Origin of the sequence: Trueperella sp. LYQ143 (assembly GCF_046599595.1) — a bacterium.
In the GTDB taxonomy this organism is placed as follows: domain Bacteria; phylum Actinomycetota; class Actinomycetes; order Actinomycetales; family Actinomycetaceae; genus Trueperella.
Map to the genome: position 1 here is coordinate 129,435 of NZ_JBKIWR010000005.1, position 23,344 is coordinate 152,778.

Annotated in this window: 20 protein-coding genes; 3 read left to right on the forward strand and 17 right to left on the reverse strand. The window is 54.0% G+C overall.

Going from position 1 to position 23,344, the window contains the following annotated elements; genetic code table 11:
* Nucleotides 1-3 precede the first annotated feature (3 nt).
* Complete coding sequence (locus ACLHIL_RS03390; RefSeq protein ID WP_411296543.1) at nucleotides 4-1,005, forward strand: anion permease; 1,002 nt, start codon at nucleotides 4-6, stop codon at nucleotides 1,003-1,005.
* 647 nt (nucleotides 1,006-1,652) lie between these two features.
* Here the strand turns inward: ACLHIL_RS03390 and ACLHIL_RS03395 are convergent.
* The 4 genes from ACLHIL_RS03395 to ACLHIL_RS03410 all read right to left on the reverse strand — a co-directional run bounded on the left by ACLHIL_RS03395 (nucleotide 1,653) and on the right by ACLHIL_RS03410 (nucleotide 8,339).
* Nucleotides 1,653-2,627: an NUDIX domain-containing protein gene (locus tag ACLHIL_RS03395; protein WP_411296544.1), complete on the reverse strand. Its 975-nt coding sequence runs from the start codon at nucleotides 2,625-2,627 to the stop codon at nucleotides 1,653-1,655.
* Between the two features lie 30 nt (nucleotides 2,628-2,657).
* Nucleotides 2,658-5,012, reverse strand: a complete 2,355-nt coding sequence (locus tag ACLHIL_RS03400; protein WP_411296545.1) for an RNA degradosome polyphosphate kinase — start codon at nucleotides 5,010-5,012, stop codon at nucleotides 2,658-2,660.
* A gap of 19 nt (nucleotides 5,013-5,031) precedes the next feature.
* Entirely contained in the window at nucleotides 5,032-5,646 is a 615-nt protein-coding gene (locus ACLHIL_RS03405) for a hypothetical protein (RefSeq protein ID WP_411296546.1), read from the reverse strand.
* Nucleotides 5,647-5,753: 107 nt separating this feature from the next.
* On the reverse strand, nucleotides 5,754-8,339 hold the full coding sequence (locus ACLHIL_RS03410) for a VaFE repeat-containing surface-anchored protein (protein ID WP_411296547.1): 2,586 nt from the start codon (nucleotides 8,337-8,339) through the stop codon (nucleotides 5,754-5,756).
* Between the two features lie 234 nt (nucleotides 8,340-8,573).
* Between ACLHIL_RS03410 and ACLHIL_RS03415 the strand changes: the two genes are divergently transcribed.
* Complete coding sequence (locus ACLHIL_RS03415; protein WP_411296548.1) at nucleotides 8,574-9,749, forward strand: glycosyltransferase; 1,176 nt, start codon at nucleotides 8,574-8,576, stop codon at nucleotides 9,747-9,749.
* A 198-nt stretch (nucleotides 9,750-9,947) separates the two neighbouring features.
* Here the strand turns inward: ACLHIL_RS03415 and ACLHIL_RS03420 are convergent, their stop codons facing one another.
* The 12 genes from ACLHIL_RS03420 to mtnA all read right to left on the reverse strand — a co-directional run bounded on the left by ACLHIL_RS03420 (nucleotide 9,948) and on the right by mtnA (nucleotide 21,846).
* Nucleotides 9,948-11,006: a glycosyltransferase gene (locus ACLHIL_RS03420; RefSeq protein ID WP_411296549.1), complete on the reverse strand. Its 1,059-nt coding sequence runs from the start codon at nucleotides 11,004-11,006 to the stop codon at nucleotides 9,948-9,950.
* Nucleotides 11,007-11,252: 246 nt separating this feature from the next.
* Nucleotides 11,253-12,014 (reverse strand): nucleoside phosphorylase, encoded by a 762-nt coding sequence (locus ACLHIL_RS03425; RefSeq protein WP_411296550.1) that lies wholly within the window; start codon nucleotides 12,012-12,014, stop codon nucleotides 11,253-11,255.
* A gap of 108 nt (nucleotides 12,015-12,122) precedes the next feature.
* A complete protein-coding gene (locus ACLHIL_RS03430) occupies nucleotides 12,123-12,905 on the reverse strand; it encodes an MTAP family purine nucleoside phosphorylase (RefSeq protein WP_411296551.1) in 783 nt (260 codons plus the stop codon).
* Nucleotides 12,906-12,968: 63 nt separating this feature from the next.
* The gene (locus ACLHIL_RS03435) at nucleotides 12,969-13,730 is read right to left on the reverse strand and encodes an SDR family NAD(P)-dependent oxidoreductase (protein ID WP_411296552.1); all 762 of its coding nucleotides are present in this window, start codon (nucleotides 13,728-13,730) and stop codon (nucleotides 12,969-12,971) included.
* Nucleotides 13,731-13,955: 225 nt separating this feature from the next.
* Entirely contained in the window at nucleotides 13,956-14,582 is a 627-nt protein-coding gene (locus tag ACLHIL_RS03440; protein ID WP_411296553.1) for a class II aldolase/adducin family protein, read from the reverse strand.
* Nucleotides 14,583-14,584: 2 nt separating this feature from the next.
* Nucleotides 14,585-15,358, reverse strand: coding sequence for a GntR family transcriptional regulator (locus tag ACLHIL_RS03445; protein ID WP_411296554.1), 774 nt, complete (start codon nucleotides 15,356-15,358; stop codon nucleotides 14,585-14,587).
* Between the two features lie 135 nt (nucleotides 15,359-15,493).
* Nucleotides 15,494-15,955 (reverse strand): cupin domain-containing protein, encoded by a 462-nt coding sequence (locus ACLHIL_RS03450; protein WP_411296586.1) that lies wholly within the window; start codon nucleotides 15,953-15,955, stop codon nucleotides 15,494-15,496.
* Nucleotides 15,956-15,978: 23 nt separating this feature from the next.
* On the reverse strand, nucleotides 15,979-16,878 hold the full coding sequence (locus tag ACLHIL_RS03455) for an ABC transporter permease (protein ID WP_411296555.1): 900 nt from the start codon (nucleotides 16,876-16,878) through the stop codon (nucleotides 15,979-15,981).
* On the reverse strand, nucleotides 16,871-18,007 hold the full coding sequence (locus ACLHIL_RS03460; protein WP_411296556.1) for an ABC transporter permease: 1,137 nt from the start codon (nucleotides 18,005-18,007) through the stop codon (nucleotides 16,871-16,873). The genes ACLHIL_RS03455 and ACLHIL_RS03460 overlap by 8 nt, the downstream gene beginning before the upstream one ends.
* On the reverse strand, nucleotides 18,007-19,518 hold the full coding sequence (locus tag ACLHIL_RS03465; RefSeq protein WP_411296557.1) for an ABC transporter ATP-binding protein: 1,512 nt from the start codon (nucleotides 19,516-19,518) through the stop codon (nucleotides 18,007-18,009). Before ACLHIL_RS03465 ends, ACLHIL_RS03460 begins: the two co-directional genes overlap by 1 nt.
* 122 nt (nucleotides 19,519-19,640) lie before the next feature.
* Nucleotides 19,641-20,693 (reverse strand): BMP family ABC transporter substrate-binding protein, encoded by a 1,053-nt coding sequence (locus ACLHIL_RS03470; protein WP_411296558.1) that lies wholly within the window; start codon nucleotides 20,691-20,693, stop codon nucleotides 19,641-19,643.
* Between the two features lie 130 nt (nucleotides 20,694-20,823).
* Nucleotides 20,824-21,846 (reverse strand): S-methyl-5-thioribose-1-phosphate isomerase, encoded by a 1,023-nt coding sequence (mtnA, locus tag ACLHIL_RS03475; RefSeq protein WP_411296559.1) that lies wholly within the window; start codon nucleotides 21,844-21,846, stop codon nucleotides 20,824-20,826.
* Between the two features lie 284 nt (nucleotides 21,847-22,130).
* Here mtnA and ACLHIL_RS03480 point away from each other — a divergent pair, with 284 nt between their 5' ends.
* Nucleotides 22,131-22,412 carry a hypothetical protein gene (locus ACLHIL_RS03480; protein ID WP_411296560.1) on the forward strand — a complete coding sequence of 94 codons (282 nt, stop codon included), beginning with the start codon at nucleotides 22,131-22,133 and terminating at the stop codon, nucleotides 22,410-22,412.
* 140 nt (nucleotides 22,413-22,552) lie between these two features.
* Here ACLHIL_RS03480 and ACLHIL_RS03485 read toward each other — a convergent pair whose 3' ends face one another.
* Nucleotides 22,553-23,251, reverse strand: coding sequence for an ABC transporter permease (locus tag ACLHIL_RS03485; RefSeq protein ID WP_411296561.1), 699 nt, complete (start codon nucleotides 23,249-23,251; stop codon nucleotides 22,553-22,555).
* Nucleotides 23,252-23,344 lie beyond the last annotated feature (93 nt).

Sequence of the window (23,344 nt, forward strand, 5' to 3'; positions counted from 1 at the left end):
ACGGTGGATCCGTTAGTAGCGATGGTCGTTCTCGTCGTCGTTATCTCACTGGTATTCGATTACACGAACGGTTTCCATGACGCCGCAAACGCAATTGCAACTTCGGTTGCTACGCGTGCTCTGACTCCGCGCGCCGCCCTGATGATGGCTGCCGGTATGAATTTCGTCGGGGCCATGCTCGGTACTGGGGTGGCAATGACGATCGGTTCGGGAATCATTGATACTCCGACGGGCACTTCTGGTCTTGTGGTTGTGCTCGCTGGGTTACTCGGCGCGATTTCCTGGAATTTGATTACTTGGTGGTTTGGTCTGCCCTCGTCATCCTCGCACGGTCTTATCGGTGGTTTGGCCGGTGCAGCGCTGGTGGTATCTGCCCCAGTACATTGGCCGGTCATCGGGGAAAAAGTCATTATCCCAATGTTCTTATCCCCGGTCGTCGGCTTCGTCTTAGCATTTTTGCTGATGACGTTGATTCGCACGATTTTTAAGCGCGCACCATATAAGACGACAATGAAGCGTTTTCGGGTGGCACAGACGATTTCCGCCGGTGCGACCGCTCTCGGGCATGGCCTACAGGACGCCCAAAAAACGATGGGTGTTATGGTGTTGGCCCTGGTTGCAGGCGGTTTCCACGACGGCAAATCCGTACCGATCTGGGTCATGATGTCGGCTGCTGGGGCAATCTCCTTTGGAACGTATGCCGGTGGTTGGCGAATTATGAAGACGCTCGGCACAAAGATCGCTGATCTTTCCCCCGCACAAGGATTCGCTGCGGAGTCGGTGGCTGCGTCGGTTCTCTATGTGATGGCCTTTGCGTTCAAAGCGCCCATTTCAACCACGCATACCATCACCGCCTCGATTATGGGTGTGGGAGCAACGAACGGTAAGTCTGCCGTGCGTTGGGGAACTGCCTCGAATATCGTCGTCGCGTGGTTCATTACTTTCCCTGCCGCCGGCGCGATTGCAGCAGTGTTCTGCTTTATTTTGCACCTCTTTATTCACTAGGAGATGCTTTGTGTTGGGGCGGCCGTCACGCAGGAAACGTGGCGGCCGCTTCGCTATATGTGCTTAGAACCGCTGGCTGTAAACGCACTCGCGATAAAGCTCAATAAGCATGCTAATGCTAAATGCCTCACTGTTAATGCTCTGGGGTAAAGGGTTTGGGGCTTGTAAACCCGTAACTGTGAGATCTCTTGAGATAGGGCGCTCCGATGTAAACGCGCCTATACAGACGCGCGATATGAGAATGGTAGCGGTACGTATTGCACAAAATAAATGAAATAAATGCAGGCTGGCTCCCTGGATAAACAGTAGACCTTCGGATAAATAAAACGCCTTACATACGTAACAGCTCGTTTAGATACATAAAAGCTTGCTTAGATAATTAATAGCTTGCCTTAATAGATAACGACTGCCCCTGCTTGCCCTAGGGTTTCTTCATCTGCACGACGTTATTCGTTGTGGGTGTGGGCGCATATACGAGTATCCAGCCAGCTATAAATCGGATTGCCAGCACCTGCAAACCCGATAGTTGCGGTATCTCCCGCCATCGCTGTTTGCCATACCTTTCAATCTGAACGCTACCGCTGAAAAAGTTGCTTTCCTCAGCTCCCGACGCTGTGGGCTCTGTCTGCTCTTCTGCTCAGCGTTACCTACTTCCCTGTTTGGCCGCATGAATCGGCTGGGCGGAAACGTTCCACCGCAACAATACGTGGCTGTGATTGCGATGGCAGGGTGTGTACGACGAGCACTTCTGCGGTTTTCAACCACGGATCGTCTGCAGGAAAGCGTCGGCGAATCGCGGGTTTAGCGTAACGACCAAGAATATCGAGTATCGCTGGCAAAGTTGGGCGATGTACGCATGCCGCAAGGGAATCTCGCGTACACATTATTGTTTTGATCTCGTTAGTAAAGGCGTCAGGATGGTGAAGATACGCCGTCTCCGTCAGGGCTGGGCACTTTCGCAATACGATCCGAGAGCTGCGCGCATAGCTACGCAGGGTATGCGCGCAGCGTTTCCACGGCGATGTAACGAGATCACGCACCCCATACGCACTGAGGATTGCACTTACTCCCGCTGCACGTCGTTGCCCAGAACGGGTCAGTGGCCGGTCGCTTTCTTCTCCTGCCCACGATGCACATTTACGGGCGCGGGCATGGCGCACCCATATTTTCACGACGTATTCGGCAGCGCCAGCGTTAATCGCGGCAACTGCCTTTTCTAACGTGGTGCGATCTGCGGCAGTTGATAGCTTCTTCCGAGCCGTTCGCACATCACACCATATAACCTTATCTACCTCGGAACGCGGAGCGCGTTTTATCGCTGGTCGCGCCCGTAATAGGTGGGATTCGCTCAGCTCTTGCGCCAGCCAATAACGCACCTCTTTACGCTTGCCACCCGGCAGGCGATAGCGTTGGACGTCAATCGGAATACCCAGCACAATATCAACGCCGGTTTCTTCTTTGATCTCGCGCACGCAACACTCTGGCAAGGTCTCCGCACCTTTGACCTTGCCTTTGGGGATGGACCAATCGTTCCACGTCGGGCGATGAACGAGCAGCACCTCAATCTTTCTTCCTCGCCGACGCCAGACAATCGCTCCCGCAGCTCGAACGGGAATTCGCACTGGCTATTCCTTATCCATGATCGCTATTTCTCACACATGGTCTGCGACGCTTTGCCGCGCTCGTGCCATCAGATAATCCTGCAGATGGCCAAGTTTATTGCCAGCCGCGTCATGGGTAACGTGCTGCCATCCTTCACTGGTCATATGCCAAGATTGGACCTCGTCTGAGCAGGCTCGTCGGACAAGATCAATAAGGAATTCTTTATGTTCTGGATCAGTAATGCGCACTAGCGTCTCAATTCGCCTATCCAGATTTCGGTGCATCAAATCTGCCGATCCGATCCATACCTCTGGATCGCCGTCGTTAGCGAAGGCGTAGATCCTGGAGTGCTCAAGGAATCGACCCAAGATAGATCGAACCGTGATGTTTTCAGATAGCCCCGGGATCCCCGCTCGCAAACAACAAATTCCGCGAACTTGAATCTCCACCGGCACCTGCGCCTGCGAGGCTCGATATAGCGCGTCAATAATGCGTTCATCAACGATTGAATTGCACTTCAATCGCACCCACGCATCCTTTCCAGCTTTCTTATTCTCGATCTCGCGCTCAATGCATTCAATTAATCCGGATCGGATCCCAATTGGCGCAACCATGAGGCGATGGAACTTTGCCTTTGGCGCATATCCAGAAAGCTGATTGAACAGTCGCGTCAGATCTTGGCCGGTATCGCGATCACAGGTAAACAGACCAATATCTTCGTATCCACGTGCCGTCTTGGGATTGTAATTTCCTGTTCCGATATGGCAATAGCGACGCAAACCATCTGTTTCCTGGCGAACAACCAGGGCAAGTTTGCAGTGAGTCTTTAACCCGACGATCCCGTAGACCACATGAACGCCAGCTTGTTCTAATTTTCGCGCCCATTCGATGTTGTTCTCTTCATCAAAACGTGCCTTAATCTCGACGACAGCCAGCACTTGCTTACCTGCGTTCGCTGCACGAATCAGAGAGTCAACAATTGGGGAATCCCCCGAGGTTCGATACAGAGTCTGCTTAATAGCTAAAACCTTAGGATCTTCCGCTGCCTGCCGGATGAATTGTTGCACCGAAGTTGAGAATGATTCATAGGGATGTTGAACCAGGATTTCGCGACGGCGTATCGCTTCAAAAATATCCGGCGTCTGCGCAGTTTCCACCTCAACGATGCCACGAGCCGTCACCGGAACGAATTTCCGGTATTTCAGTTGTGGCCGGTCCAAATCGTGAATGACGTTTAAGCCTGTTAAATCCAAAGGTGGCGGCAGATGTAAGACGTTATCATCACGCACTCCAAGTTCGCGCACCAGGAGGGAACGTACCCGATCCGAGATATTTTCATCGACTTCTAGCCGCACAGCCGGACCAAAACGCCGCCGCAACAGCTCGCGTTCTAAGGCTTTAAGAAGATTTTCTGCGTCATCTTCTTCTACCTCCAGATCCTCGTTGCGCGTTACCCGGAACGTCGAGTATTCCACGACGTCCATCCCTGGGAACAGCGACTGCAAATGCGCGCCAATCACCTCTTCTAACGGAATATACGAGGTGTTGCCGTGCTCGTCAGTCGGGACGTCTTCTGGACGATATGGCCGACCCTCAGAATCCACTGCAATAAAACGGGGAAGCAATGGGGGAACTTTTACCCGAGCGAACAGCTCTTTATTCGTCTTTCGATTACGGACCAATACCGCAAGATTTAATGACAATCCTGAAATGTATGGGAAAGGATGCGCCGGATCGACAGCCAGCGGGGTTAATACCGGGAAGATTTGTTTACGGTAAAACTTCGAGAGCCGTTCTTGTTCGCTCTCCCCTAGCTCATCCCAATGGCGAATAACAATACCGACGGATGCCAGCTTCGGTTGAATATCATCGCGGAATACTCGCGCATGGCGCTGCTGCAATTCTTGTGTGCGCGCAATAATCCCATCAAGTACTTGCCGAGGAGTTAGCCCCGAGGCTTTCGTGACGGCCATCCCCGTTGCAATGCGGCGCATAAGACCAGCAACTCGAACCATATAAAATTCATCGAGATTCGAGGCAAAAATCGCGAGAAACCACGCTCGTTCCAGAATATGCAAATCTGGATCTTCGGCTTGTTCCAAAACGCGCTCATTAAACGCAAGCCAGGATAATTCTCGATCGAGAAAGCGCCCTTGTGGTAGATCGCTTTGGCAGTAGACGTCCTGCTCATGTTCAACTTCGCGCACAGCTTCTTCCGCCTCTTCGATCAGTTCCTCAGTAGTGACCGGCGTACCCATCCGAATTTCCTCAGCAACTCTAGCTCGTAGATTCACAATCTCAGGAGCCCCAGAAGCACTGTAGTAGTCGGTACTAGCTTCCTGATCGGGTATTCTGATGTGATCTGAGCGGTCTGCCTCGCTCCACTCGATTTTCTCGTCACTCACTGCTGCCTACTTTCTCCGATTAATTCAACTGACCGCTATCCAGCAACTGCTCAGCCTGCCAAAACTCTTGACTAGTTCGCAGCATTGCCGTATCCCGACGGGTTACTTCCGTAGCAAGCGGATGCCCGTCATCATTAATCCATACGGGCTGAACACGCCCAATAAAATCCGTGAAACGAGCCGAGATATGTAATACCTGGGCGAAGTCACCAGTATAGTTTCCCTGAAATACCTCCGCCCAGGACTGATATACCTCGTTAGGCCCAGCGACGAGATCTTGTTGCTGCCCACTATCTTCCCGCATAGCGCATCGGGCAGCAGCAAAACGTTCCCGTGCTTCTAGCGGGAAACGCCGTAGCCATTCGTGTAGCAAGTACCCCCGCCATAAAATACCTGGGAGCGAATCTTCCGGAGAATGTACCCACGACTCAGCGAGCACATCAATACCTTCTGACTGAATGAGATCGACAATACGAGTGATAACCTCATCAGGTTCTTGACGGAGAGAACCGATGCGAACAATAGCTTGCGCTGAAGTATGTGCCAGCTCAGAAATTGCTGCGGTATCAGCCTCACCTTCAATTAGCTCAATCTGCTCCGGAGTTAATTGCGCAGGGCGACGGGGTCGATTCATCTTGCCTCCATTTCCTTACCTGTATTGTCTAACACTTCCCACACGGATGGAATACAATTCCGGCGAATTCCCCAGTGTTGCGGCGCAGTGCGCGCAACACCAGGGGATTAACGACGAGCTGAGATTCGGATTGCCGCCGCACCAGCGCCAAGTAAGGCGAGGGCTACTACCCCGATCAGCAGTGTTGCCGATCCAGTGCGCGACAATCGAGGAGGAACATTGGGAGGCAGCGTTACCCGCTGGGCTGCATCCTGAAGATCTCGATGTGCAGCGACCAACACGCCTTCAGCATATATCTCTTCAAAGACGACAACCGCATCCCCGCTCACTGTTCGCGCATCAAATTCCACATTGATCTGCGCACACTGTTGGGGATCATGAGGCTGAAACACTGTTTCTTGCACATCTCCTGCACTGTTCCTGACGAGTTCACCGCGCTCATCAACTAACCAGGTACGGACTGTGTACTGCGCTCCCGGAACGAAAGCCCCACTTGTTTCGCAGACGGTGTCAGTAATCACTTGCCCGGCAGCTCGCGCTATCTGCCCAGATAGCGCGGACGCTGTGGTCTGCAGCGCGCTGACGGGCAGCGTTTGTTTTTCATTGCTGAGTTCTCGATGGGAAGCAACCTCTTTTCCGTCGTGATACAGGCTCTCCATAGCGACGATATGATGCCCGGCTAAGGCACTGGCGTCTACAACAAAACTGACGTCCACACATCCGGAGGATTGCTCTGCCTGCAGGGTAACTCGGGACGTATTCGCTTTCCCATTGCTATCGGTTAGTGCTGCTCCCGTATCGCGATCATATAATTCACCAACAATCTCATAGCTAGTACCTGGTGTTACATTCAGATAGCACACCTGATCGACTACCGGAATATGATTGAGCGCCGGTATCGGTAACCGAGTGTTGTGATAGCGCAAGGTGGTATGCAAACGTGGCTCCTTGCCGATAGTGAACTGCTCTGTGGTATCGCTAACCGAAGAGCGGAAAGGAGCAACGCGGCTATCCCCAGCAAATTCCGTTACAAAAACATACGTACCCACTACTGGATTACCTTGCTCATCGGTGCGTACCCGAAACTGCGGCGAGCCACTCGTGGGATAGAACCCATTACGTGCCGGAATCTCAACTTCGGCAATCTTTTCAGCGTGTTCTATGTTTTCATCGCGCACTTCCACGCCTTCGGGGAAAAAGAGGAGGCGTTGAGTCAGCGTGGCAACGTCTGGGGTGAAGCGCTCATCGCCGGAAAATGATCCATGATCCTCCGGAAAACCGCTAACCCAAATATCATCAACCAGGTATATCCCTGATTGAGTTGTGCGTATCGCCGCAGCAGTATCCACTTCAATACGACGGTGGTGCGAAACAGTTTCCTCAGCCAATCCATAGTGATCCGACCAATCGCCATGAATATATGGCTGACTCTGAGCAGGTTGATCGGCGTGGACAACCCGCCAAACTACCGTGGCAAATCCTGGAGGTGCCCCCGTGAATTGCGCAGAGATCTCCCCTGGCCCAACCGCCGTCACATGTTGCACACCAATTACCTGTGCCGCTGCTGGAACATCTGCGGTTGCAGTAATCGGATGATCGCCAATGTAGTATGCAGTTGCTTCATAAACTACGGGAACTGGCGCCCCACCGACTTCTAACCATTGCCCACTCCCATAATGCGGATCAGCCTGAGCGGTGAACACGTCAACAAAGCTGCCATCTGTGCTGATTTTATCGACGTGTGAGACGCCAATTGGCTGAAAATCATATCGCACTGACCAGCTATTACCGGAGACGGTAACAAAATATGGATCAGATAGTTTGGGCAGTTGCACGGTGACTTGAGTATTTGGGTTACCTAATTGGCTCAGATAATCGAGATCACCGGCGAAGGTGGTCTTGAGATTAACTCGCCCTGTTCCCGTTGCCCGCCACTCCAAGTTCAATGGCTGATCTGCCGACAGACCGGACCACGTCTGTGTGCCCGTCGCGCTAAATACCGCTGGACCTTCCATCGTTACCGTCAGGGCCTTGCCTGCGAGATACTGCCCATCGGCATTTTGCACACCAATACCACTAACCTGCCCGTTAAGAGCATCTGCGTTTCCTCCGATACCTGGCTGGTAGTTGATCGCCGCACTCTTTCTCGCTTCCGCGGCCATTTGCATAGCCTGGGTATGCAGTGCCGGGGCAGTCTTTTTCACTTGCGCCACAAGATAATCCACTGCTTCTTGAGAGCTTTGCACAGAGGGATCTGTTGTCTGCTCTAAATTCGCGTGAATCACATATGACAGTGCTGACTGTATTCCGCTATCGCGTGAGTATTGATATTTTGCCATTAGCCAGGCAAGCTGTGCCGTCGTCATATCTAATTCAGGTGGACCCCACATCTGCGAATCACGCAGAGTCGCAATCGTAACGCTGTCATGGATGCCAGGCTGATTTTTTGCCATATCTGTGCAGTAAACCGGATTGTCATTTCCAGAGCCTACTGGCGGGGCGATAGCCCCTAAGCGAATCCAGCCACCATCATCCGTTCGCCATTTTTGTTGCGATCCTGGGAAGTATTCCTCGGCATACGCGCTGGGCATCGTAGCGAGATAACCGATGACGATACTGAGCATGATGAATCCTGCTGCTAGTATCCTCGTCGCTTTCCGCTGTACTGGCTCAAGTGTGTGATTTGTGGACATCACGCAATGATTCCTCTCTCGTCTTTCCTCTCATGTGGCGAGGGGCACCCATTCTTCGAGCACCTCCTGCACTGTCGAGATCGTTCCATGCGTGTTTCTCTGCAGTTTTTGCTTTCCACATACGCCGAAATATCCACAACACCAAAACACAAACAAAAGAGAATGTTTTTGCTTTCCATCGCGTTCGATACGATTACATTCAAAGAACACCGCTTAAGAACAGAGCGAGAACCCATGCCTGCCATGATTTTTCACACCGCCTACCCCCTGAACCGCAAGGCGGTCGGCGCTTCCGGACTGCGCCCAGTCGCCATGCGCGACGCCTTCGAAGCAGCCGGATACACCGTATTCGAGATCACCGGCTATGCCGCCGAACGCAAACAACGCATCGCACAACTGCGTAAAAAGCTCGCCGCCGGGCAACACTTCGAGTTCCTCTACTCAGAAAACGCAACCATCCCCGCGATGGTGACCGAACCACGGCACTTCCCACCGCATTTTCTCCTTGATTTCTCACTATTCCGCCTCTGCCGCGCCCACCATATCCCCACGTCAGTTTTCTATCGAGACGCCTACTGGCGCTTCCCGCTCTACCGGGAACACGTCAAAGAACCACTGCGTTCCATCATGAAAGCGACCTACCGCTACGAACTGCGCGGATATGACGCATACGCCGACGTACTCTTCCTGCCGTCACGCGAAATGATCCCCTATCTGCCTCCCATGCGTTCAGCCCGCTGCATCCCGCTACCACCCGGCGCCTCCATCATTGACGACGGATCAATCATCGGCGATGCAGCCACAGCGACCTCCCTCGTCAGCACCGATACCACTACGCCCGCAGCACACACCGCCACACCATCAGCCCACAAAACGCTCAACATTTTCTATATTGGCGGCCTCGGCGGGCACTACCGCCTCCTGAACATGGTCCACGCCGCCGCCACCATCCCAGACATTCACTTCACCATGTGCGTTCCCAAAGATAACTGGGAACGCTGCCAAGACGAATACCACGAGGTATTGAGCACCCCAAACATCACGCTGATTCACGCCTCTGGTCCGGAACGCGACGCCTTATACGCCACAGCCGACATCTGTTACGTCCCGATGGAGCCACATTCCTACGGAGCCTTCGCCGCCCCGCTCAAGCTCTACGAATACATCGGGCGCGGCAAGCCGATTATTGCTGTGGATAACACCGTCACCGCTAACGTCGTCACCCATAACGGCATTGGCTGGACCACAGAAAATTCCGCCGCAGCCTTGAGCGAGCTCATTCATTACCTCCTCGCACACCCTGACGATGTGCAGGAAAAACGCGAACAATGCCGACGTATCCGCAACGAACACACCTGGGAACGCCGCGCCCAATACGTCGCCGAAATTCTCACGCAAAAATCCCAGTAACTTGGGACGTGGATACATCCGCGCATATATCCACACCGGCATGCGAACCGTGGCGCACAAGCACACACCCAACGCATAGAATATCTGCGGTTCTCTCTGCGCTCCGCGGTTGCCTGCCTAGTTAACGCGCCACGCCGGCAAAACACCAGAGCCCATCAAGGCACTACCGCGCACACCTGCGTATATCCACACATCCAGCTACTTTTCGCCTAACACCTCTCGGTACACTCGCTCCACAGCCGCGAGCGCCACCTCAACACCATGCCGCTCCATAACCCATTCGCGCCGCAATAAAGCATTATCAGGAGAATCAGCTAACACATGATCCCCCGCGCAGATCGCCTCAACCAGATTCGCAATCTGCTGCGGATCACGGGCCGTCAAGCCGGTATGCGGCCACAGCCGAAAATCCCCAGGCATCACATGCGGATATTGCACCGACGAAGGAGCAGTGCGAACATCCACCGCCGCAATCGGCGCACCCTCCACACTGGCCGCCGCAACCAGTGGCCTGCCCAAACTAAGCGCCTGATAATCCGTCATGGTCAACAAACTGAATTCCACCTGCCCGACGACCACCTGCGCGCTCGCCAACAACTGCGCAAACTCCGAGGGGGCGCAATGCGGGAAAAGCCGAACCCCAGCGTTGCGCGCCTGCGCAGTATGCGTCCCCCAGTCAACCCCCACTACCTCATATCCACGTTCCACAAGCTCGCGAGCTAAAGGAAGCAAAACATCTAAACCTTTGGTGAGATCCCAGCGAGACGAAAGAAAAATCCGCCTCGGAATGACGGGCGCAGGCGGCGCTGTTACGTACTGTGGAGGAAGCGGATTGGGCAGCCAACGCGCATCCGGACGTACCGGACGCACCCACTCCAAAAGATCCGGCGTCGCACACACCACCGCGTCGGCACGCTCCAAGGTTCGTGAAATCACATATCGCAATCCCGGACGCTGCCAATCTTTGCGAACATCACTACCGTGCAGATGAAGCACCAGCGGGATTGATCCCCAACCGTAATAGCCATTCGTGGCGTAATGCAGATCAATAAGATCGGCCTGATGGGCAAAACGAGAAAACCGTTCAAGATCAACCAGGCGCGAACCGAGAACCCGCACCGGGCAGCCACGACCTGCAGGAATCCGGTGCAATGCCCACTGTTTTCCACTCTGCCGAGCATGAGCGACGAGCGTACTGGGCACATTAGCTACCTCGTTAATATGCAAGATCCGCGTCTGAAGACCATACGACGACATCTTCTCCGCCCCTTCCTGCTCCGGTCACGCCACAGCTCACGTCACACAATGCGCTCCAATGCGCCAGGCCCAGACGAACCACCGCGCAACCCGATCCGCGCTATCTAGCTGACGCGCACCACCCGATCATCTTTATCGTAATAGAGCTACCTCGCACATACGACACATGGCACAACAAGAAAAATGGGCGCGCAATGCAGGTACCATATTTCATGCCTGCATTGCGCGCCCGAGAGAACATCCCGTTTACAGTTCCACCGTCACTAACGTATCTAATGCGGCCTGCAGAGCACTTTGCACTGCACGATCCACAATCTGCCGATCCGGCTGATAATCCGTCATCGCCTCGTCATTATCTTTCAACGGATTACCGTCAATAGCGACCAAAGCCCCCGCACGCACTCGGTGCAAACCACAAATCGTGAACAGCGCAGCCACTTCCATTTCCACCCCGACAGCTCCAGCGTCACGCCACAACACCTGCTCATTAGGCAAGACCGGCGAAGGATAAAACGAGGCCATCGTCGCTAACACCCCAAAATGCACCGCCAAACCCGATTTCCGCGCCTGCCGTTCCAGCTCCACCGCCACATGAGTATCAGACACTGCCGGATACTCCAACGGCACAATCCGCTGGCTCAAACCATCAGCCCGAACCGCCGCAGTAGCCACCACAATATCGCCATCAACCACATCATCTTGTAGTCCGCCAGCAGTCCCCGAACGGATAACGAGCTGCGCCCCGCCACGGCACACCTCCTCAAAAACAGCAGCCGCCCCACACGCGCCCACACCGTGGGAAATAACCGTGATCGGCACACCATTCCAGCTACCGTTAAAACTCCAGTATTCGCGGTTCTTCGCCAATTCCTGCATATCGTCAAGCATGCTCGCCACACGCTGTGCCCGCGCTGGATCGCCAACCACTAAAACGCGCGGGCGCAAATCCTTCGTTATCACCCGCGTTAACGGCAGTACCTCGTCTGCTTTAGTCCGTACCAGCTCCATTTTCCTCGTCCCTTCCATCATTCCTTGCCTATCCGCAACGCTTCACACCCTCATCTAACATCCATAAGGCGTACCGCTACCAGGCATTACAAATCTGCGAAATACCTACTAAATATCTGCTAAAGCCTCATGGCATGGGCAGCTCGGATCAACCACAACCGCGTCAACGATGGCCGCCAACGCCGCCTTAATACGCGGCTGAGCCTCCGCCACACGACGCCAAACCATGCCCGCCGTCACCGGCTCATCTTGTAAGCCCTCAATACCCGCATCGAGATCAGAGACGAAAGACAAATTGAACACGCACATCCCTGCCTCACGCGCAAGCGTCGTCTCCGGATGTTGCGTCATAGAGAGCACCGAGAACCCTAACTGCTGGAAAACCCGTGATTCCGCCCGAGTAGAAAAACGTGGACCTTGAATAACAACCGAGGTTCCCCCGTCATGGAACGTCTCGTTAAGCGATTCCAAAGCCGCAACACCCGCATCATGCATACGAGGACAATACGGATCAGCAAGCGAAACATGGACGACCTGCGGGCCGGTAAAGAACGTCGATTCGCGCCCCCACGTCCGATCATAAAATTGATCCGTGATAACAAAATCTCCCGGCTGATAATCAGCTCGCAAAGATCCGACGACGGAAGACGTAATAAGGGTCGTCACCCCCAGCTCCTTTAATGCCGCAATATTGGCACGATAGTTAATCATATGAGGTGGCACGGCATGAGATTTACCATGACGAGTCATAAAGGCCACCTCTTTCCCGCCGATCCTCCCCAAAGAAATCTCCGATGAAGGCGTCCCATACTCCGTATGAACCACCCGATGCTCTGGCTCGTCTAATAACTCATACAGCCCAGAGCCCCCGATAATCCCAATCTCAACCACTGTTTTCTCCTTCACATGCACCACAGACGCATAGCTAAACGCGCCATTTTCACGCCCACACCATCACCACGCGGCAACGGCTGACATCCCACCATCAACAACCAGATCATGACCAGAAATAAAACTCGCCAAATCAGAAGCCAGGAACACGCACGCCTGCCCAATATCATCCGGAAAAGCCGTGCGTTCCAGCGGTACCGCCGCCATCCACGAGCCATAGCCTTGCGGCCACTGCTCGGCTAAATCACCCCGATCCACCAGACCCGGCGACACCGAATTCACCCGAATTCCGTACTTACCCAGCTCTAATGCGCCACTGCGGGCATACATCTTCACACCCGCCTTCGCCGCGTCATAGTGCGAATGATTCTTCGCCGGCAACGACGCCTCAATCGACGCAATATGAGTAATCTGCCCGCCTTTCCCGTCGGCACGCATCAAGCGCGATACCGCCTGAGTGACGACGAAAGTTCCCGTCAGATCCACATCTACCGTCTGTTCCCACGTGGCTTTATCCATTTCCTCCATGGCACACAGCGGCTGAATCCCAGCGTTATTCACCAGGACGTCGATCCGCCCAAAACGATCCGCCACCGCCGCCGCCACGGCCGCCATCTCGGCTTCACTGCGAATATCACCCGTGACGTTCATCGCCTGCTTACCGCTGTCACGCAACCGCGCAACCATCTGCTCTGCCCGCTCGCTCGGACCAATAGCATGAACCGCAATATTGGCACCTGCCAGCGCGAACTGACGGACGATGCCCTGGCCCAAACCGCCGTCTGCGCCTGTGACGAGTACCGTCTTTCCTGAAAGATCAATCATGAGTTCTCTTCTCCGTTACACTTCTGTTTTCTTCCCGCGCCATGAGAAATGCCGCTATTTCACTTTGCATTTCGCGCACCTTCGCGCCTATGGCAAACGGGCGTCCCTATTTTCGACCTCGCGCACATCATCCCTGACCACGCTCACATGCCGATTCGTCATTTAAGAATTGCGCCGATGTGCCGGCCTTATCCACCGGCAGCTCAGCCTAATTTTCGCGTCAACCTATTTGTGGATAAGCTCCACGCCCTCCGGAAAATGCGACGTCGTATCCCCAAGCAGCAGGGCTCGGTACGTGTTCTTTGCCGCCTGTTCCAACAAACATGCGCGCCGGTAGGCCATCGCCAGATCGTCACCGAGACACGAACAGCCGTGATGTTCCAAAATCACACAGTTATGCTGCTGGGCAGCCGCTGCCGCCGATTCTGCCAACTCATCTGAAGCGTTAGGGGCGTAAGGAACCTGCCCATAACTCTTGACGTACAAGGCATCATCAAGAGTAAAAAACCGAATCTTCTTCCCGATAGCACTCAGCAACACCGCGTACTGCGGATGCAGATGAATAACCGCATTAACATCTGGCCGAGCCACATACGTTCGCTCATGGAGTTTCCACTCCGAGGAGGGATTACCCGTCGGCCATCCGTCACAGCCTAATTCCACTTCGCAAAAAGAGTCCGGCGTCAATGCGTCAAACCATGTTCCAGACTTCGTCACGATGAAGCTATTGCGCCGTTGCGGGTGACGAACGGAGATATTTCCGCCTGAGCCTAACACCAGCCCAGATTCTACTGCTTTCTTACCTATAGAGATCATTGAGTCGATGAGCACATCGACGTCACAGCTCGCCATTGTTATCCTTTTCGTTTTCTCATCAGCGAGAACTCGAAGAAGCTCTCCCTGAAGAATGTCCGTGAATAAAAGACAGGAGTGCCCTCGACGGTGAAATGCAGTTGATATAACCCTAAGAATGATTCGTAGCGCGCTTCCAGATGGAGTCCGAGATCTTCCCCAACCACAGCGTGAATCCCCGTATCAGCATAGGCAATCGGATACCCGATGGATTCCAAATATTTGAATAGGGATCCCGCTAAGGTGTCGACGTGGAAACCTTGCGGAAAAATATCGGCTCGCAAAATATCGAAAGAGATCGCCGCCATCGCGCCATCAGCTTCCACCTGACGGCGTGTTTCGTACACCAGATCATCTTCTCCAATGCCAAAGCGCCGCGCATCGACCTCACCAGCCGGGCGCGAACGCCGAGCCGTGTAGTTCATATACGCTTCCATTCCAGCATTGACGATAATGTCCGTCATTGAGGTCAGTTCGGCAATATTTGTTGCCACCGACTGCCCCATTTGTGTGACGTAAGATCCCACACCGTGTTTGGTGACGACCCATCCTTGAGTTGCCAGCTCTTGGATCGCGGTCCGAATCGTCCCGCGCGCCACCGCATATTCTGCGGCAAGCCCAAACTCAGAGGGAAGCGGATCGCCTGGTTCCCATTCTCCGGCCCGAATCCGGCTGCGAATGTCATCCGCCACCACGCTCGAAATCTTCTGCCGTTTGACGCGCTTGACGCCCGCAGCCGCAGAAAATGACGAGTGCTCTGATGGTCGAGACGACATGTGTAACCCTTCCTTTTTTATCTGATTATGCATACCTTAGCGGAATTACCGCTATCTACGTAGGATTACGTGAACTTTTCTTCGACGAGGTACTCAGGCGCAATAACCGCGCATCGCGCCCGATTCGATACATAGTTATTCGACCGGCAGCAACCTCCGAATCTCGCATTCATATTGCGGGTATTGTGCTATGAGTTTCTCCGTCGCCAACTCGAAACCCTCCGGAGTGTAGCCAGGAGCCATCGTTGTGCCCACTAGCGTCCACGAGCCGCTCGAACGCGATCCTTGCCAATATCCTGCTGGCACAACCAGTTGGGGGACCTGCCCTGCTGGCAAATCCATCCCCATGAGGCGAGTACACCCATTACCCTGCGGATCAATCGTGAAGATCTCTAGGGGCGCGCCCCCATACCAATGGTATGTTTCCTGCCCGGTTAGCCGATGTAATACGGAAAAGGCGTCCCCACCGACGAGGAAGTAGATCGCGGTCGAGTTTTTATCCGCGTACGTCTGCCGATAGAACCCTCCTTCGCCTTCTAGCGGAGCAAGATTCAAAAGCGCAATGACCTCCTCGCGCGTGAGATCGCTCCCCTGCATATCCACTCGTCTTCGCCTCTTTCCTAGATATTTCGCTTCTTAAATTGTTTCGCAGTGAACAGCAGAGCGATTAAGGTCACGACGTAGGGCGCCGCGTCGGTAATCTGTGCCGGCAATCCTTGGCCTTGCAGCCGGAATCCAATTGCCTCAGTGAAGCCGAAAAGTGTTGCTGCCCCGAGCACCCCAATGGGATGTGAGCGCGCTAGCATCACTGCCACAACGGCGATCCAGCCTCGCCCAGCCGACATATTCTCCGAAAATTGCACCACATTACCTAATGCCAGTTGTGCTCCAGCTAAACCGCACAGCACACCGGAGGCCATGATGGCCGCATACTTGTAGCGATATGGGCTTACCCCGAGGGTTTGGGCCGCAAGCGGGTTTTCTCCCACGCCGCGTAAGCGCAGCCCCCAGGGGGTTGAGAAGATCAACACCCACAACACAAAGACCAATACGAAAGACAGGTAGCCCAGTACCGTCTGATCGAATAGTGCTGGCCCAATCCACGGCAGATCAGCTAATCCGGGGATACGGATACTATGCAGACCCGCGATACGCGGATTTTGGAATACTCCTTGGACGTTGAATAACCCCACCAGCAGGAATGACGTCACCCCGACGGCCAAGATATTCATTGCGACGCCCAGGACGATCGGTTCGGCTTTGCGGGTAACGGAACCGAAAGCCAGAATCACTGTGAACAACAGCGAAGCGAGTACCCCGATGAGCACCCCAACGAAGGCGTTGCTCGTGTAATAGGATCCCGCCACTGCCCCGAAGCAGCCCACCAGCATTTGCCCCTCTAACGCGATATTGAAGATACCTGCTTTATCGCAGATCAATCCGCCAAGGGAAGCCAACAAAATGGGGATGAGGGCTCGAACAAGGGACTCAATGAGAGCACCATCAAAAAAGCTACTCACGAGGCTCTCCTTCCTTCGCCGTGATGCGTTTCCTTAACTTCGGCCAGCCCACGTGGAAAGCCACCAGGATAATGACCAGACCTTGAACAACCGCAGCGATCTGCGGGGACATCCCAAGTTCTCGGCTCATTGCGCCCGAACCAGCCATGATCGCTCCGAAGAAGATACCTGCCACCAAAACTGAGGCTGGTCGATACATCGCGAGGAGGGCGACGAGTAGGCCCGTCCAGGCGTAGTTCGTTGAAACAATGGCTCCTTCGATTAAGCGCGTATTTGGTGCGCCAATGACGAAAATTGTTCCGATCAGCCCGGCAACTCCGCCTGAGATCGCCATAGTGGAAAAGGTCAATGCCCGAGCATTGGCGCCGCCGTACTGGGCGAAGCGCGCATTCAATCCTGAGATCCCTGATTCGTAGCCAAAGACCGTCCGTTTATTGACGAAGAGCATGAGCACGACGATGGCCAGGACGATAAACAATCCCCAGTTCACCTGGGTAAGCAGGGTCGGCAAAAATGTGCCCCGCCCAAAGGTTGAGGTCAGGCTCTGCCCCAATCCCGACTTTGGCGGAACTAACATCGGTAATTGCGTTGACGGATCGAATTGCCGCGTGGCCACCATAGAGGATTCCGGATCCTTAAAGGGGAAACGCACTAGCCATGAGGATAGATAGCGAGCGGGGTACGCGAGCAAAAGCGAGGAAATAAGGATCGGCACTCCGGGCCAGAATTGGAAGAGCGCGGCGATGATTCCCCACAGCGCACCGCCCGCAAATCCTGCGATCAGGGCCAGGAATAAAACGCATATCCCCGGGCCAGGCACGTACAGCACAACCAGAGCGGAAACCGTCCCGCCGACGACCATCTGCCCTTCCGTGCCGATGTTCAAAATACCGGCACGGAAGGCAATCGCCGTTGCCATAGCCATACCAACCAGAGGAATAGCTCGTTGAATCGTATTGAGCACGCCGAGCGGGCTAAAGATGGAACCATGCAACATCGCCGCATAGGCTCCACCTGGCGAATATCCCGCCAAGGCAATAAAGATTGCCCCAATGGCAAATGCTAATACGATAGACAGCAGAATCGGCCCACTCACGAGCCGAGTGAGGCTATCGCGAAACCGACGCATCAGTCTCCTACCTTTCCGCCAGCCATCAGCAAGCCAAGTTTTTCTTCAGTGGCACATTCAGCGGGAAGTTCCGCTACGATCCGCCCCTCGTACATCACGAGAATGCGCGTCGATAGCGACATAATCTCGCTGAGTTCTGCCGAGATCAGCAGCACTCCTCCGCCGCTATCGCGATATGAGGTTAACTGACGATGGATAAATTCAATTGCGCCAATATCGACGCCTCGGGTGGGCTGCTCAGCGATGAGAAGCGGGGATCGGTGTTCCATTTCCCGCGCAACCAAAATCTTTTGCAGATTTCCACCCGATAGCGTCCCTACCGCAACATTTTCATGGGCAATACGCACCGAGAATCGTTCGATGAGATCTCGGGCAAAGGTGGCCATCGCGCGGCGATTTAATAACCGACGTGGGCGAATCGGCGCACTGCGATGATGACCCATCGCGAGATTTTCTGTAGCGCTTCCTGTTGGTGCGGAGCCGACCCCTTGGCGATTTTCTGGGATATAGGCCAATCCGGCCTGCCGACGTTCCCGCACACACGCACGAGTGACGTCTTTACCGGCGATCTCAATCGATCCCTTGCTCGTCGGGCGCAAACCTGCAATGGCTTCTGCCAGTTCGGATTGGCCATTACCTGCCACCCCAGCAATACCGACGATTTCACCGGCACGGACAGTTAAGCTCGCCCCGCGCACTGCCTCTAAATCTCGCTCAGATTCGATTTCCACATCGCGCACCCGCAGTACGATGTCGCCGACCGGATTTGTCGCTGGCGACATGGTTAAATCCACATCACGCCCAGTCATATATCGGGAAATTTCCTCGGGGGTTGTCTGTGCAGTCTCCAAACGCGCGGTCACTTTTCCATCGCGGAGTACTGTCACACGATCAGAAATTGCCATCACTTCCCGCAATTTATGGGTGATGAAGATGATTGTGTGCCCATCTTCGCGCAGGGTGTGCAGCACCTCAAAGAGTCGATCTGTTTCCTGTGGGGTCAGCACCGCCGTCGGTTCATCCAGAATAAGAATCTTTGCTTCGCGGTATAAGGCCTTAATAATCTCAGCTCGCTGCAGGATTCCCACTGGAGCGTCGTGTGCTTTCATATCCGGATCAATATCTAAGCCGTATTTATCCGCAATTGCCATGACTTTGCTACGCGCTTGAGCACGGTCAATACGGCCTTGACGGACGGGCTCTTCGTGGAAAACAATGTTTTCTACAATCGACATCGAACCGAATAGTTGAAATTCTTGAAAGACCATCCCCACTCCGGCGCTAATCGCGTCAAGCGGGGAATGAAATTGTTTTTTCTCTCCACGAATAATGATCTCGCCTGCGTCTGGCTGATATAAGCCTGCCAACATCGACATCAGGATCGATTTGCCGGCACCGTTTTCTCCCATTAGGGCATGGATCTCACCAGGACGCACGAAGAAATCGACATTGTCATCCGCGATCACACCCGGGAATGTTTTGGTGATACCGCGCATCTCAACTTCGTACATGAAACTCTCTTTCCCTCGTGACGGTGGCGGGACGTCAGACGCTATGGAGCGTTTCTGAACGATCCCGCCACCATTCACCTCGCAACAGCACCTATGAGGCCCGTACACCTCATCTGCACTGTTTACTTGTAGACGCCAGTGGCATCTACGGGCTTCAATGTGCCGTCAATGATCTGCTTCTTGATCTCTTCGAGCTTGGTCACGACCTCCGGATGCTCCATCACGGTACAACCGGAATCCTTTGCCCCCTCATGCAGGGAGACGATATCCATACCGCCTTCTTTCAGACCGTAGGAATTCACTGGTTCTGCCGTCCCGTCGTTAATCCGACCGATCAGATCCGGGATGAGCGTATCCATCAGTTTGAGCGTGCCATCGCCGATTGCACCTGGCTGATCTGGGCACTGGTTCACGTCCACGCCGTAGGAAGTAATCTTTGCTGCTTTTGCTGCTTCAAATACGCCACCGTTGGAGCCAGAGGCAACAGCGAAGATATGGTCCACATTGGTTGCCGTCATTGCGGCAGCCTGTTCCTTTGCTCGAGCTGGATCGGAGAAAGGATTTTGACCGCCGATGAAGAGCTGATGATCGGAAACCGCTGGGTTGGCAGCCTTAGCGCCTTCCGCGAATGCGTCCGTATAGCGATGAATGAACGGAATATCGACGGCGCCTACCGAGCCAATTCCGCCGGTCTTTGTCAGCATGCCAGCTTCGTATCCCAGCAGGTAGGCGGCTTCATGTTCGCGGAATACCGCGCAGTACATATTGGATGGCTGGTCTTTCGCCGGGCAGTCGTCGATGAGGATAAATTTCTGATCGGGATGGGCCTGTGCGAATTCCTTTGTCATATCGGTAAAGTCGAAGGTAATCGTCACGATGAAGTCGGGCTGTTCTTGGATGGCAGCTTCCATATTTTGCCGCATGGACGTCTCATCGGAGCCTTCATAGACTTTCGCGGTTCCGCCGAATTTCTTTGCAGCGGCCTCAACGCCGGTCTTGCCTGATTCCAGGAATTTATTGACCCCGATGGGATCGTTGGTCAGGTAGATGTAATGCGGTCCATCGCCGTTTCCCGCATTATCTGCGCCTTTTGTGTCGCCACCGCAGGCAGCGAGGGTTAATGCTAGCGTTACCGCGCCTGTGATGGCTGATAGCCGCTTCATGGAAGTTTTCATGGGAGCCGTCTCCTTTGTGATGTGCACACACATCGGCTTGGTTACTACTTCGTTGTTGTGGGTTGTGTTTGTTTGGTGCGACGGGCAGTGCCGCCGCTGTTATTTATGGGTGTTATTTTGTTAGTAGGTGTTACTTTGCGCGGATTTCACCAAGAGGTGTTGTTTGTGGGGTTTCACCGCGATCAACTCGGATGACTCGTCGGTCCGTCACGATTGCGGTGATATTCGATGTCGGTGTGACATCAAAAGCTGGGTTGATCGCTTGTGTGCCTTCCGGCGCAGTGCGCACACCGTGGAAGTTTGCCACTTCTTCTGATCCACGATCTTCGATCGGAATATCAGCGCCAGTGGCCGTAGAGTAATCAATCGTTGATTCTGGAGCCACGACGATGAACGGAATATCTGCAGCTTTAGCACCTAAGGATAAGGAGAAGGAGCCAATTTTATTTGCCGAGTCGCCGTTGGCTGCAATACGATCTGCCCCGATAAAGACGGCCTGGGCCGCACCACGGGATAGCAGGAATGGTCCCGCCGAGTCGCAGATGAGGCGGAATGGCGCGCCCATATTCGTCAGTTCCCAGGCGGTGAGTCGAGCGCCTTGTAATAACGGGCGAGTCTCAACTGGTAGCGCTTCTTCAAGTTTTCCACGCTCAAAGAGCGTTTGGATAACCCCGAGTGCCGTTCCGCGTTCTACGCAGGCCAGGCCGCCTGTGTTGCAGATTGTCATGATTCGGTAGGTATCCGTGCCAAGAAGCTCATCCATAAGATCTGCTCCGTACTGCCCCATCGAATAGCACGAGGCAATATCGTCATCTCGGATTTTCAATGCTTCTTCTAATAGCGCGGGAAAACCTCCGTCGGCTTTCTCCATCGTCTTTTTTACGCCCCAGGATAGGTTTACGGCTGTTGGGCGGGCATTAGCTAGGCGTTGCGCTTCTGATTCCAGGGTTGCTCGATCGGGATTTCCTTGAGCAATTAGCGCAACCCCCATTGCTCCGGCGACGCCCAACGCGGGTGCGCCACGGACGGCGAGACGCTGAATATCGTCGATGAGGTCATCAAGTGTTGTTACTTTTCGGATGACGAGTTCGCCTGGCAGTTTCGTTTGATCGATAAGTTCGATGTGGTCGTCAACCCAATCAATAGTTCTCACTGCATCTCCGTTGTTGCTAGTCAAGATATTGCTGGCTGTACCGACATACAGCCATAGCACTTGTCCAACATCTCAGTTGTTATGTTGCTAGATGTCCAACAACTGTGCTGTTATAAAATCTATACCTCGATGCCATCTAACGTCAACGGGTTTTCTCACATACTGACACGAGATCGCAATGTCCGGCATAGCACCGACGACACGACGCGACGACGAACAGTGCACAAAGCAGCAATGGCGCTTATCCTGGAATACCCGACTCCACGCACGGAAAGGACATACTTATGTTTGAGACTCGGACGATTCTTGAGATTTTTGGATGGACCGGCTCCCTCATGGTGATCTGTTCCCTCATCTTGGCCAGCCAGGTCAAATTCCGTTGGTACAACCTGATCGGATCACTCATCGCCACTATCTACAATGCCATCCTCGCGGTATGGCCATTCATGGCAATGAACGCCGCTATCGTCCTCATTGACGCCTACTGGTTATGGCGTTTGGATCGCGAAGCCAAAACCCACGCCCAGCACACCGCGAACACCTCCGACACCCCTCAGGTTTCCTAAGAGCCGCGCCAGCGAGAACTCGCGCAAACACTAGAAATATACGACGCAACCACACACCCGTACTACAGCCGGGCGGCGGTCAACGCGCCTGACGCACCGCGCCGTAAAGCGCCTACTAGCCGCGCCGTCTACCTCGAAACTCAACGTCGCGTAGAACGCCTAGACGCCAGACGTATCCCAAGTAACAACAGCACTAACCAGACTGCCACGTTGATGAGAGATTTTGCTTCCAGGTGCTCCCAGCCATAGATAGGGCAAGTCACCAGGCGATTCGCACCCCAAAACGGGGTGAACTGGGCAATCACTTGCAGGGGTTTAGCCATCTGATCCAAAGGAATGAAAATTCCGGAGAGGAATCCCAAGATAGCCGTCCCACCACCAAGCACGGAATATGCCTCCTCGCCACGCACTACCAGCCCCACAAGCAGCCCCAAAGAAGCTGACAAAAGTGCAGTTGCCGTCACCAAAAGGAAGGTCTGCACGATGACGAGTGGCTCCATGCGCGCATCAGTAAACAGAGCCGCCAGGTACACCAAAGCAATGCTGACCATCGTCACAAACAAACTTGCAACGCAACGCGCAGAAATATAGCGGTTAACTCCCAGCGGAGTCAGGTATATCGTGCGCAGCCACCCCTGAGTCTTTTCCACCGCAATGCTTGCACCCGTCATAGAGGTCGCCACAATCGTTCCATACTGGGCCATCGCCACTAAGACCGTCGCAGCAACGTTACCGTGCCCCACATCAATCCGGCTATACGATTGCCCAGTACCGAAAATCAGATACATGCACATCGGTAAACCGACCGTAAATAAGCACCACACCGATAACAAACTCATTCGAAAATGGGCTGCTACCACTGCACCAAAGCCACGAAAAGGGCTCGGCGCGCGACGATCGGCAATCTCCGCAGCAGATAACGAATTGCAGAT

Bases quoted from the DNA above. Each gene is read 5' to 3' on its own strand.
- ACLHIL_RS03420 (WP_411296549.1), bottom strand. From the start codon at position 11,006: ATGTCGTCGTATGGTCTTCAGACGCGGATCTTGCATATTAACGAGGTA.
- ACLHIL_RS03410 (WP_411296547.1), bottom strand. From the start codon at position 8,339: ATGTCCACAAATCACACACTTGAGCCAGTACAGCGGAAAGCGACGAGG.
- ACLHIL_RS03425 (WP_411296550.1), bottom strand. From the start codon at position 12,014: ATGGAGCTGGTACGGACTAAAGCAGACGAGGTACTGCCGTTAACGCGG.
- ACLHIL_RS03480 (WP_411296560.1), top strand. From the start codon at position 22,131: ATGTTTGAGACTCGGACGATTCTTGAGATTTTTGGATGGACCGGCTCC.
- ACLHIL_RS03440 (WP_411296553.1), bottom strand. From the start codon at position 14,582: ATGGCGAGCTGTGACGTCGATGTGCTCATCGACTCAATGATCTCTATA.
- ACLHIL_RS03465 (WP_411296557.1), bottom strand. From the start codon at position 19,518: ATGTACGAAGTTGAGATGCGCGGTATCACCAAAACATTCCCGGGTGTG.
- ACLHIL_RS03450 (WP_411296586.1), bottom strand. From the start codon at position 15,955: ATGCAGGGGAGCGATCTCACGCGCGAGGAGGTCATTGCGCTTTTGAAT.
- ACLHIL_RS03485 (WP_411296561.1), bottom strand. From the start codon at position 23,251: ATGAGTTTGTTATCGGTGTGGTGCTTATTTACGGTCGGTTTACCGATG.
- ACLHIL_RS03470 (WP_411296558.1), bottom strand. From the start codon at position 20,693: ATGAAAACTTCCATGAAGCGGCTATCAGCCATCACAGGCGCGGTAACG.
- ACLHIL_RS03445 (WP_411296554.1), bottom strand. From the start codon at position 15,358: ATGTCGTCTCGACCATCAGAGCACTCGTCATTTTCTGCGGCTGCGGGC.
- ACLHIL_RS03435 (WP_411296552.1), bottom strand. From the start codon at position 13,730: ATGATTGATCTTTCAGGAAAGACGGTACTCGTCACAGGCGCAGACGGC.
- ACLHIL_RS03460 (WP_411296556.1), bottom strand. From the start codon at position 18,007: ATGCGTCGGTTTCGCGATAGCCTCACTCGGCTCGTGAGTGGGCCGATT.
- ACLHIL_RS03415 (WP_411296548.1), top strand. From the start codon at position 8,574: ATGCCTGCCATGATTTTTCACACCGCCTACCCCCTGAACCGCAAGGCG.
- ACLHIL_RS03405 (WP_411296546.1), bottom strand. From the start codon at position 5,646: ATGAATCGACCCCGTCGCCCTGCGCAATTAACTCCGGAGCAGATTGAG.